The following is an 11,505-nucleotide window of genomic DNA, read 5'->3' on the forward strand; positions in this document are numbered from 1 at the left end:
AATGGTCGGGGCAATTAAGGTTCTTATTTGTAGTTTCATTGAATAATAATTTTTCCGCTCTTGGTGTCTGAGGAACCATCTTTTTCAGAAGTGAGCAATAACCTGTAAATATAAGTTCCTTTTACGGGATATTTGGTCTTTGAACGGAAAAAAATCCATTCAAAATCATCCAGTAGAAAATCAGCTCCTAGATAACGCTTAGCCGATTTAAATATTATTCCACCATGCACAGAATAAACCTCCAATTCCAGAAATAAGTTTTCAGATTGCCTGTTGTGGGTAATCATAAATTTACTCTTTTCGGAACTTGGATTAGGATATACAACATGACTCAAAATCTTCAATTCCAAGCTTCCTTTAATATCAATGATTTCTGTTTTTATGGACCTGTTGCCGAGATTGTCCCAAGCTTCCAAAGAAACTGTATTTGGTCCTTCTTTTAATCCGGTCATCAGGGTTTGAATTTCCCCTTTTTGAAAGCCATTTTCTTTAGCAATAAAATCACCATTGAGGATGATAGGGTTGCTGTCATTGATTCTTAGCAATATATCCTGTCCGATATTCTGGGAAGAAATGTTGATACCGGAAATGTCCTCTAAGAGAATCCTCAGCGGAATATTGGCTGAAGGGAAAGTGCTGCCTGGCCCAGGAGTCATAGCCTGACCATACAACATTTGAATAGCAGGACCTTCAGTATCGGAACTTTGGTAGGTCGATGTCCCCGTGATTGGAATTCTGACAGCCCCCATGGCTTCATCTATACCATTTTCCAATTGGGCAAATATTCTGATAGTACCCACTCCCAAACTGTAATCGATGTTTCTGGGAATAAAAACATTTGAAACAAACTCCCCATTGGTAATTGTGCCCTGTCCTTTGAACAATAGGTTCTGTTCTTCCAGAAATTCAGTCTGCTCGCTTTCATCTCCCAGAGATTTCAAAGTTCTGGGTTTGTCTGTGATTTGTATTTCATATTCTCCATTTGAACCTGAAAGCACTGAACCTGTCAATGGGTCTGTAACCTGTCCTATGATTTGGACTTGCTGTTTAGCTTTTAAGGTGTCGGTATCCACTTCCAGCCTGACATCAAAAATCGAGGTAGTCCTTGTTTCAAGTTCCGGTACGGCCAATTTCAGAGAGGGATCTCCCAATAGTGAGAAATTTCTATTGAATGGTCCATTTTGACTGTTATTTTTGGTGATGCGAAATATTTCGCCCAAGTCCAAAGATTCACCGTTTGGTTTTTGGAATACAGTTTCTATAAAAGCCTTGTTCAGTGTAAAGTTGACACTGCTAAAAACCGGTCTACCGGTAGTCAATAAGCCGATTGCACCCTTTTTTTCTGCAAAAAGTAATTCCTCTGCAGCAGACCGAATCAATGGACTATCATGTCTACCAAATTCACAGGTTGCGGTGACGAATAGCGGCAAATATGGGTTTTCAGGCCAATCATTTAGGTCAGAAACCGTAAACACCCGCTCTGCGGTCAAAGTAGTCTCATTACCATGACCGATATAATTGAGCAACAAAACACCATCTTTGATAGATTCTTTCAGTCCTTCTCTGGCTTTAGGGGAACTTTGAACTGCACCATTTCGGACTTGTTCAAACCTGTCCAAGTATAGTTTCTTGATCAGAAATTCGGGATGATTTTCCGAAATGAAAGCAGCATGTGCCTCAGCATCCCTCAAATGGATATTGTTGTCCCCATCATCAGCAAAGAAAGCAATGTTTCTTTTCCAATCTCCTGAGATAGCTATTCCCGTTTCGTAAGAAATAATCTTATTGACCATTTCCCTTGCTTCGACTATGTTGATCGCGGGAATTCTGCCAACTCCGATTCTCAGATCCTCATCACCTGCATTGGATTCTACCCATTCGCCTTGTCCCCAATCCAAAAAGCCAAAATAATCATCCGAACTATAAGTGGTCAGTGGGTTGAGACTGTTTCTGGAACTGTATGAGGGCACCAAGTTAGGTCTCCCGCCCAGTTTGCCTTTGTAATCATAAGTTCCTTTGCCGAAAAACAATACATTTTGAAGTCTAAAATCTTTATGGTAATGAAAAGCCAAAAAATTTCTGATCGCTGTGATGTCCTTTGAGCCATAACCAAATTGATCGTAGATATCTTCCAATATGATAACTTGACTGACAATGCCGATTGACTTTTTGTGGGCCGAAAGCCTTTCCGCCTGTGTTGCCAGAATACTATTGGTGATAATGAACAAGTCAGGTTTTTGGTCAATATTCCTGATCGACATCCCAATGCTTTTGAGATCACTGATCACAGGGATTGTATTCAAATTAAATACAGCAATTTTTTCACCTGACTTCAAAGATGCTGTGCCCTGTATTTCATAAATATCAAATGGATCACTGACATTCCATATGGTACCATCACTTGAGGAAACTTCCACCTCTTGCTCTTGCGATTGGTAATAAATGCCACTGCTTAAAGAAGCTGCTAGAAAAGGAACCGATAGGATGGAATAATCAAGATAACCCGTCGCATTGATGTCTGTACTTTGGAATTGGACATTCAGTGCCAAATTGCTGCTTGAGGAAAATGAGGTGCTGAATATTTCTTCCCGGCCTTTGATACCATAGGTTGTGTTTGGTACTCCTGTTATGTTGATCTTATCGAGAGCCTGCCCGTTTGCATTGATGGAAAAAGTAGCTGGGTTTAAAGATTGGGCCATTAATTTCAATGTGAGTTCAACCGGATTGAGGGCATTTTCTGGTATTTGAGCAGAATATTGCAAATTTCCCCCTGAAAATATCGGGGCTGAAAACCAGTTTCTTCCTGAATTCAACAAGTTGGTTTGTTCCCACTTTTGGGTTTTGACCTGATAAACCCTTCCACCGGGATTCGGTTCTCCTGAATTTCCTGATGAGACAGTATTTATCGGATTTCCTTTTGACTTTTTTCCTATCAAATAATAAAGGGTATCAGCATATAAATGATGATGGTAAGCCAATGTGCCATTTTCAAATTCCACCTGATGGGGGCCTTCCACATAGAATACGAGTTGGTTGTCCAATACCTTGACAGGAATTTCTCTGAGTGTAGTATTGATGCTATCTAGCTTTTGGGGAAGCATTCCGGGATGTCCAAACACTGACACCTCATTGATCTCCGGAAGTCCTAGGTTGTTCAGTTGAGTTGCATGGATTTTGTAAACGCCGGATTTTGTAACAGGGAATTTTAAAAAGTCATTATTGTCCTGTGCAGATGCCTGATGGACAACAAAACTCAATGCCAAATGAAAACAAAGGGTTATTAAATATTTAGGGTACTGTTTCGGCATTTTTTGTAATCCAAGCTTCTGCTATCGAGAGCGCAATATATGAAATTATGGCAAATGGAATGCCTGCTATCCCCAAGACAATGAGGAAGATGAGTGAAGCTCCGATGACCAGGTATCTGAAAATATTATTGGATATGGAATAATCCTTGAATTTAAGCGCAATTAAAGGAAGTTCTGCAACCAACAAATAAGACATCAAAAATGCCAATCCAATCAAGATGTAAGGATTGTTCAGATAGGGTTCGAAAAAGGGTAATCGTTCTGAAAGAAATGGTATTGTGCTGATCAATAAGGCATTTGCAGGAGTAGGTACTCCAATAAATCGATCTGATTGCCTTTCGTCTATATTGAATTTGGCAAGTCGAACAGCAGAAAAAACTGCGACCACCAAAACCAAAAAAGGCAAAAACCAAATATCGGTATTTGATTCTACCGTTTTGAAAAGTATAAACGCAGGCAAAACCCCAAAAGTCACCAAATCCGCCAATGAGTCCAATTGTTTCCCGATCTCACTGCTTACTTTCAGTATTCTAGCCACAAACCCATCCAAAAAGTCAAAAAGCGCTGCCAAGAATATGAAATAGGCAACGTAGTTTATTTCTCCATTCAGCACATAGACTATTCCAATCATTCCGCAAAGAAGGTTGGCACTCGTCAGGGCATTTGGGATGTGCTTTTTCATCAGGTCCTGGCATTTTTACCTACAAAAGGGTTGAATTGTTTTTCAGTTCCAATGTCTGTCTCGGGTCCATGTCCGGGATACACGATGGTGTCATCAGGAAGTGAAAACAATTCTGATTTGATCGCCCGAAGTAAAGTTTGATGGTCCCCACCGGGAAGGTCTGTCCTCCCAATGCTGCCTTGGAACAATGTGTCCCCTGCAATACAGATTTTGGAGTCTTTATGATAGAATACAAGATGTCCCGGAGCATGACCGGGTACAAATAGAATGTCCAGTTCTGTGTTTCCGAACTTAAATTTTTTCTTTTCATCAAGATACCCATCCGGTTCGGTTTCCTGATATCCTGGAAATCCATAATTGGACGCATATACGTTCACAGATTTCAAAACAGGTATTTCCTTTTGGTGGATCAAAAATGGCACCTTGTATTTATTCTTGACAAATGCATTTCCCAACACATGGTCTATATGACAATGGGTATTGATAAGATGTGTAACTTTTAAATCTTCACTGTTGATGAAGGCGACAAGTTCATCGTTCTCCTGTTTTTCATAACAGCCCGGGTCGAAAATCACAGCTTCCTTTGTTTCATCAAATAAAACATAAGTGTTTTCCTGAAAAGGGTTGAACGTGAACATTTTAAGCTTGAGCATAAGGAAATCTTTTGGTGTCAATCTCAAAATAACGAATAAAGAAATTATTTTTGGCCATGGAAGTAGATTTTTTACTCATTGGTCAGGGATTGGCAGGTACGGTTCTGTCTTTTCGGCTGTTGGAAGTGGGGGCAAAAGTATTGGTTATCGACCAACCTGAGGCCAACCTTAGCAGTAGGGTAGCTGCAGGTTTGTATAATCCCATTACAGGTAAAAAAATGGCGAAGACTTGGAATGCAGATTTGCTTTTTCCAGAGATAGAACCATTGTATCAAAAAATGGAGTTCCTATTGACCAGTAAGTTCCTGTTTTCCAAAAATATTTATAGACCGTTTTTGACTATTGAGGAGCAAAATGAATGGATGGGGAAAAGCGGCGAACTCGGATTTCAAGATTATTTTGATCAAATCCATACTAAGTCATTTTATCCAGAAGTAGTAAATCCTAATGGAGGAATAATGCTCAAAAACTCCGGATATCTTAATATAAACAAGCTTTTGGATGATTATTCGATTTATTTAAAAAAGGAAGGACTTTTATTGGAGGAGAAATTTCAAGAGGACCTTTTGGAAATTAGTGAAGATGGGATTGTTTACAAGGGGATTAAAGCTCGGGGCATTGTTTACTGCAATGGGCTAGGTGCCATGGAAAGCCGGTTTTTTAGGAATCTGCCCTTTGCACCTGTTAAGGGTGAAATTCTGGATATAAAGCAGGGTTTTATACCAAATGAAATTATTAATAGGGGGGTGTTTAGAATTTCCTTGCCAAATGGATTGCACAGGGTAGGATCCACTTATACCAAAGATGATTTGGATTTGGGACCAACCGAAAAGTCAAAAAAAGAAATTCTTGAAAAGTTGGGAAAGCTGATTTCTGTACCGTTGGAGGAAGTAATTTACCATCGGTATGGAATCCGTCCTGCGACAAGAGACAGAAAGCCATTTATCGGAAAACATACGGCTTACAAGAGCGTTTACATCTTCAATGGCTTTGGAGCCAAAGGAGTTTCGCTTATTCCCTATTACAGTAAAAAAATGGTTGAAATGCTATTTCATGGCGGGGAACTTGAAAAAGATGTAAACATTAAACGGTGGAAAAATACATAGTTCAAATTTTTAAGTATATTTAAAACCCAAGTGAAGTCAGGTAAATGAAAAATAGAATCATAGTCTTAGGCTTGTCAATCTTCTTTTTACAGATGCCGTTTTTGACATGGGCACAGTTTGACAGAGAAAGATTCGGAAAGAATAGAGTACAGCATAAAAATATCGAATGGTATTTTTATAGCTCTAATAATTTTGAGGTGTATTATAACGATGGTGGAGGCAATAATGCCCGGATGGCTATTGATTATTTGGAATCTGAATTTGATAGGTTGACCCAATTGATTGGTTATGTTGCCTATACCAAACCAAAAATATTCATCTATAACTCCCAACAGGAAATACTGCAAAGTAACCTTAATCTCAACAAAGATGAGTTTACCATTGACGGGCAGACATTCTTTAGTAGGTTAATAGGGGAGGTTGCATTTACTGGAACTTGGGAATCCTTTAAAAGAGAACTGATTTATACCACATCAAAAGTTATCATTGAGGAGATGTTGTACGGTTCCACCATCGCTGACGCATTTCAATCCAACCTTATAAACAGTTTTCCGGAGTGGTATATTGAAGGTGCAGCCATGTACCTTGCCCATGGATGGAGTATGGAAATGGATGATTTTGTAAGACATCATTTCAAAGAAAACAAAAACATCAAACTCCACAAACTTAAAAACAGGGAAGCAGGACTTGTTGGTCAATCGGTTTGGAATTTTATAGTGGAAAAATATGGAAGAAGGTATATCTCAAGTATCTTAAATCTGAGTAGGATCAATAGAAATGAGGAAAATAGCATTGCTAATACCATAGGACTCAATTATAAAACTTTTCAGGAACAATGGAGGCAATTCTACCTCAATACCAATCAGCAGGTTTTTACATCATTCAAAGAAATAAACGATTCCAACGAAATAGCATCTACTTCATCCTCTCATCTTGGCATTATCAATGATATCAAATTCAGCCCCGATGCCAAGCACCTTGCATATGTGATCAATAATGGCGGTAGATTTAAAGTGCAGGTGAAAGAATTGGCCAATGGAAGAGAAAGAACCATTTATTCCGGTGGAGCAAATTCATCCGATCAACCAGTTAATTTATCCGCACCAATTATCGCTTGGCGTGACACATTGAACCTTGCCATTGCAACTTTCAAAAGGGGTACCACCACTTTGCGCAGTAGGGCAATTGACGGTTCGGCTCAGGATAAAATTTTCCTTAGAAACATCACCCAGATTCTCAGCCTTGATTTCAATTCTTCAGGCAGAAATATGGTGCTTTCGGCGATTTCCAATGGTAAATCTGATATTTATGCACTTAATGTCAGAGGAGTCGGCAAGAGGATTACCAATGATGTTTTTGACAATATCTCTCCGGTTTTCTTGAATGATTCCACGATTATTTTTGCATCTAACCAAGTGGTTTTAGCTGATTCTTTGCTCACTAAAACACCTGATGTGAAATTATTACCAGATTATTTCAACCTGTTTCAGGTGGATATGGAAGATTCTGCGAAAATCACCAAGTTGACAAACCTAAATAATCGAAATATCAGACCTCGGGTGCTGAACAGTAACAATGTCCTTTTTCTGAGTGATCAGAGTGGAATCATGAACCTGATGCGGTTGACCATTTCAAATGGAATTGCCAGTCAAATGTCAGCCTTTAACAAGAGCTTGGAAGCTTTTGATTATTCTTCAAGAGCTAACAGGATTGCCTACTCCTATCGTGATGGCAATCAAAGCAGGTTGGTTTTGGAATCCTATTCCAATGTCGATCAATTTACCCCAAGTACCCCTAGGATACAGCTTTCCCAAGCCAAAACCCTTTCGGAAAGAATATCTTCAAGAAGAGTGGAAATCGAGGAAGAACAAAGACCAGCACAAACAGAAATTGTAAGAAGGCCTGTTCAAACTCAGGCTAAAAGGGATACCACCTTGAACATTAGATTGGAAGATTTGCTTTTGAGTCCACCCCCAAGAGGGACCACGCCACAAGCGACTGCAGCCACCCCACCTACTACTACCACCTCCACTCAGCCCCCGGTTTCAGACCGAGTTTTAAGGACTGATACTGAGATTGAATTTGATACAATACCTGCTCCAAAAAGTCTTACGGGAAGCATCAGTACTGACAGATTACGCTTTGAAAGAAAGGGAGGGATAGATACTGATAATTATACCTTTGATACCATTCCGAGAATCGCTGCCCCGGAAAGTAGGCCTGTTCAGGCAGGGGGAAGAAGTAATATTCTTGAAAATTTCAGGAGACAGAGCTTGCAAAAGCGGGTAACAGGTCCAAGAAGGATGATGCCTCAGTTTATCACCAGCAGTCTTAGTACTGACTGGATAGTGGATCCTTTGAGAGGCTTTGGTCTTGCCCTTTCAGGAAACATGACTGATATTTTGGACAATCATAATTTTAAAGGTGGGCTGATGACACCTTTGGATTTCAGGTCTGGTAGTGACATATTTTTTGAATATGAATACCTCAAGCAAAGAATTGACTTTAGGTTGAGATATGACAGAACGGCTCTTCAGATTCCTCAAGGCGATGTATTTCAAAGGTATGTCCTGAACAAAACTGAATTTGGTTTCTCATACCCTTTCAATATACACTCAAGGGTTTCTATCTCACCTTTTATAGCCAAAACTCAATATTTCAATCTCAACCCTGATTCAATTGTAAGAGGTCAGATGCCTGAAAGGAATAGATTGGATGTCAATTACGCGGGGGGTAGGTTCGAGTTTGTCTACGATAATACACAACAGATAGGGCTTTACATGCAGAAAGGCCTAAAAGCTAAAACAGGGATAGTTCATTATCAGGGGTTGAACATAGCGGAAAGGTCATTTACAAATTTCTATCTTGATTTCAGAAATTATCAGAGCATCCATAAAAATATCATCCTTGCTTCCCGATTATATGTAGGTTCATTCTTCGGAAACAACCCGCAAAATTATCTGGTGGGTGGTATGAACAATTGGCTTTTCAATCAATTTTACAATCCACCTAGCAACAGGCCTGAAGAATCTCCGGTGAGAAATCCTGAAGGTATGGAAAATTCAAATATTCTCTTTGCAGAATTTGTGGATCTGAGAGGGTATCTTTTTGATGAAATCAGGGGAAGAAACGTAATGACATTCACCACAGAACTCCGTATACCTGTGTTCTCTTATTTGTCAAGAGGGAATATCACCTCCAATTTTGTCAAAAACTTTCAATTGGTGGCTTTTTATGATGTAGGATCTGCCTGGAATACTGCGGCACCTTGGGAGAAAGTCAACGATCAGAATACTGAGGTTATAAGTACGCCGGGATCTCCTTTTGTCATAACCCTCAACAATTTCAACAACCCATGGTTGCAAAGTTTTGGTGGAGGAATGAGAACGGTGTTGTTGAATTACTACTTTAAGTTTGACGTTGCAAAACCTGTCAGGAATTATCAAGGGGATGATCTTAAATTTTACGTTACTTTAGGGTACAATTTCTAATTTTGTTTCAATCAATTATTTGTTATGATCAAATCAATGACAGGCTATGGCTTGGCCGGACTGGAGGACAAAAACTTCATTATCAGTGTTGAAGTCAAAACACTGAATTCTAAATTTTTGGACCTGTCCATCAGGTCTCCCAAGCAGTTTTCGGACAAAGAATTGGAGATCAGAAATATGGTCAGTGGGGTATTGGAAAGGGGGAAAGTCAACCTCAATATTGAATTCACTAACAAGACCACCGAGGACTTGCCTATAAGCATCAATGAGGATCTTTTTCTGACTTATTTCAGTAAATACCAGGCAATGTTGGAAAAAGCTGGAAGCCAAAGCGGGGAAATTTTCAAACTGGCTTTGCAATCTCCAAATGTCATTTCCAATATTTCTGAAAAAAATACCGACGCTCAGGAATGGGAAAGCATCAAAGTTGCGATCACCAAAGCGCTAAAGGAATGTGATGTTTTCAGAAGCGATGAAGGAAAAGTATTGGAGGGGAAATTTATGGAGAATCTTTCAGTGATCAGAAATGGACTTGGCGAAGTCAAATCAGCTGACCCTGTGCGCAAAGAAAGAATCAGGGAAAGGATCAGAAATAATTTCAAGGATTGGTTGGAGGAAAACAGTTTTGACAAAAACCGCTTTGAGCAAGAACTGATTTATTATTTTGAAAAAATCGATATTACAGAGGAATTGGTAAGGTTGGAAACCCACCTAGACTATTTTGAGAAAAACTTGAAAGTGGATAACAACCAAGGAAAAAAGCTCGGCTTTATCAGTCAGGAAATCGGTCGTGAGATCAATACTATAGGTTCTAAGGCCAATGATGCACATATACAAAAGCACGTTGTCATCATGAAGGACGAACTGGAAAAGATCAAAGAACAATCTTTGAATATTTTGTAAGGGATTGGCAATAATTTAGATATGGGAGATTTCCCCAATATTGTAGAAAGCATGCCAAAAAGGGTTGCTTTTCACTATTGTGGAAAGAGACCGTTGGCGGTCATTTTAAAAGAGACGATGCAAGTAAAAGAAGGAGACATTTTTATAACCAAACTTGAAAGAAACTTTTTTGGAGCTTTCAAAGTGATTAGGAAAGGTAAGTCATTTTTTGACGAATCTGAAGGTGGGACATTAATGCTAGGTGTCTTAAACTATATTGATATTGAAAAGCCAAAAATTTCCGATTCTAGGTTAAGGGAAATTCTTTGTCGTGACAGATTTTCCTACAACAATAATTATTGCATTGAATTCTTTACTGACAATGAAAAATATAATAGAATAAAGGAATATGAATTTTTAGGTAATCTTCATCTTACTGAATTTGAATTATCATTAGAATACAAATTAGGAGATGGAAGAAACGGAATAAAAGAAGGTTTTCCACTTTCAGGTGTAATTACTCCAGATTTCGGAAACAATATGTTTTTAGAATGGAGATGGGAAAATGAAAAAGACGAATTCATTGAGGAAGTCGAAAAGGCAAAAATAGAATCTGAAAAACGATGGGCTGATTTAAGAAAGAAACAGATGAAGCCTAAAAAAATGATTGAAGACCAACTGTTTTGGGCAGTGATTGATAAAATTAAATGGGATTTAAAGACATCAGAAAGCCAAATTCAGCCAGCAATAGACTACTTGTCAAAAATGAAAGTTTCTGAAATTAAGCAATTTAAGGAAAGCCTAGCTTATAAGTTATATTTGCTTGACACAAGGGAACACGCAAGAAATATTGGTGAAGAATCATATCAAGATGATAATAAACATTTTTCGGGCGACTACTTCCTTTATGTGAGATGTTGCGCCATTGCAAATGGGAAGGATTTCTTCGAGAAGGTTTTGAATGACCCTAAGAAAATGCCCAAAGATTTAGAGTTTGAAGAGCTTTTAAGTCTACCAGAAGAAGCCTATGAAAGAAAGACAAAAAAACAGTTGGACTACGATACAGGATGTGACTATGAAACTTATTCAAATTTTAAAGGGTGGGAATAAAAAACGAACCGCCAACATCACCTATACGCAAGCAGGGGTTTCGTGCTTCGTAGGACAGGAAATTGCTAAAATTGAAGTTCAGTTCTTCGTAGGAAGTTCAGTGGTAAAATTCCCTGCCTGCGTATAGCTGAAAAACGTTGTACACAATATACAAAATCACATTCAGAACATCAAAAACCTATAGGAAATGGGCTTATTTGGAATGTTTCTCGCTACAAAAGTTTTCAGAAAATTTAGTGATAGATTCCCGCAAGAGCAAAAAATTACTCTGCG

The 11,505-nt window shown here is 38.8% G+C and carries 7 protein-coding genes; 4 read left to right on the forward strand and 3 right to left on the reverse strand.

Going from position 1 to position 11,505, the window contains the following annotated elements; all coding sequences use genetic code 11:
* Positions 1–35 precede the first annotated feature (35 nt).
* Genes porU through ACEW8U_RS15310 form a run of 3 tightly spaced genes read right to left on the reverse strand, consistent with a single transcriptional unit; the run spans position 36 to position 4,643 of the window.
* On the reverse strand, positions 36–3,308 hold the full coding sequence (porU, locus tag ACEW8U_RS15300; RefSeq protein WP_373522923.1) for a type IX secretion system sortase PorU: 3,273 nt from the start codon (positions 3,306–3,308) through the stop codon (positions 36–38).
* Positions 3,289–3,990 carry a CDP-diacylglycerol--serine O-phosphatidyltransferase gene (pssA, locus tag ACEW8U_RS15305; protein WP_373522924.1) on the reverse strand — a complete coding sequence of 234 codons (702 nt, stop codon included), beginning with the start codon at positions 3,988–3,990 and terminating at the stop codon, positions 3,289–3,291. The genes porU and pssA overlap by 20 nt, the downstream gene beginning before the upstream one ends.
* Positions 3,990–4,643 (reverse strand): MBL fold metallo-hydrolase, encoded by a 654-nt coding sequence (locus tag ACEW8U_RS15310; protein ID WP_373522925.1) that lies wholly within the window; start codon positions 4,641–4,643, stop codon positions 3,990–3,992. Before ACEW8U_RS15310 ends, pssA begins: the two co-directional genes overlap by 1 nt.
* A gap of 56 nt (positions 4,644–4,699) precedes the next feature.
* Here ACEW8U_RS15310 and ACEW8U_RS15315 point away from each other — a divergent pair, with 56 nt between their 5' ends.
* From ACEW8U_RS15315 to ACEW8U_RS15330, 4 genes are read left to right on the forward strand one after another with little or no spacing between them, the layout of a single operon-like run.
* Positions 4,700–5,749, forward strand: a complete 1,050-nt coding sequence (locus ACEW8U_RS15315; RefSeq protein ID WP_373522926.1) for an NAD(P)/FAD-dependent oxidoreductase — start codon at positions 4,700–4,702, stop codon at positions 5,747–5,749.
* Between the two features lie 44 nt (positions 5,750–5,793).
* A complete protein-coding gene (locus tag ACEW8U_RS15320; protein ID WP_373522927.1) occupies positions 5,794–9,240 on the forward strand; it encodes a biopolymer transporter Tol in 3,447 nt (1,148 codons plus the stop codon).
* Positions 9,241–9,264: 24 nt separating this feature from the next.
* On the forward strand, positions 9,265–10,143 hold the full coding sequence (locus tag ACEW8U_RS15325) for a YicC/YloC family endoribonuclease (protein ID WP_373522928.1): 879 nt from the start codon (positions 9,265–9,267) through the stop codon (positions 10,141–10,143).
* A 21-nt stretch (positions 10,144–10,164) separates the two neighbouring features.
* Positions 10,165–11,232 carry a DUF4240 domain-containing protein gene (locus tag ACEW8U_RS15330; protein ID WP_373522929.1) on the forward strand — a complete coding sequence of 356 codons (1,068 nt, stop codon included), beginning with the start codon at positions 10,165–10,167 and terminating at the stop codon, positions 11,230–11,232.
* Positions 11,233–11,505 lie beyond the last annotated feature (273 nt).

This window comes from Aquiflexum sp. (assembly GCF_041751335.1).
Classification (GTDB): Bacteria; Bacteroidota; Bacteroidia; order Cytophagales; family Cyclobacteriaceae; genus Aquiflexum.